The sequence below is a fragment of the Pseudoalteromonas sp. P1-26 genome (assembly GCF_001401795.1).
In the GTDB taxonomy this organism is placed as follows: Bacteria; Pseudomonadota; Gammaproteobacteria; order Enterobacterales; family Alteromonadaceae; genus Pseudoalteromonas.
In genome coordinates this window covers 1-678 of sequence record NZ_LKDX01000124.1, presented here as the reverse complement: position 1 = coordinate 678, position 678 = coordinate 1, and the positions used below count along the sequence as shown (strand labels likewise).

Below are 678 nucleotides of genomic sequence, written 5' to 3'. Positions count from 1 at the left end.
TTACCGCAATCAATATACATCGGTTCTATATCTGTACTCATTAGTAACCTAACGCCTCGCATAACGGGCTAATGATGCTTGGCTAAAATTGGTGAGGCACGAACCAAGCCAAGCTTTATTAGTCCATGCGTTGATGCGTTTGTTAGCTGTATGGTTACTCATATTTAACTACAACTTTATTAAACCATCCATAATTAGTTTCTGATAAATATTCTTGCCCATTAAGCCTGTGAGATATCTTTATTGTAGAGTTATCCAACCACTCCACACCTGGCGCCACTTCGTTTGGGAGCCCTGGTATGATGAATATATTGGCTGATTCATTTGGTAGCTTAACATCTGCGCCTAAAATAGAAATCTGAGCAGAAAACCCTGTAGTTGCACCACAATCACGCTGGAACACTACTATCCGATTTTTGTTATCAGGTGAATAAGCTTCCGCATGGAGATAATTGCCACACATATCGGGGAAAGTAAAATATACCCATAAGATAAAAAATGTAGAAATTACCCCAGCTAAAATACCAAGCCGAACTATAAGTTTTATTATGAAGTCCATTGAATACAGCTAACATGTTTATAGCGAGCTAATCGCGCGTTTTTCTACCACTGCGTCGCTCGCTTTTCTGAATGACTCATTTGTAACAAACTTCTTAACTAATTGCCATTACTACTAAA

Annotated in this window: 1 protein-coding gene; it reads right to left on the bottom strand. The window is 38.5% G+C overall.

Annotation, left to right across the window (positions count from 1 at the left end):
• Positions 1-154: 154 nt before the first annotated feature.
• Complete coding sequence (locus AN394_RS21185) at positions 155-559, bottom strand: DUF5412 family protein (RefSeq protein ID WP_055022523.1); 405 nt, start codon at positions 557-559, stop codon at positions 155-157.
• Between the last annotated feature and the right edge of the window lie 119 nt (positions 560-678).

Coding starts and splice junctions, on each gene's coding strand:
- AN394_RS21185 (WP_055022523.1), bottom strand. CDS start 559: ATGGACTTCATAATAAAACTTATAGTTCGGCTTGGTATTTTAGCTGGG.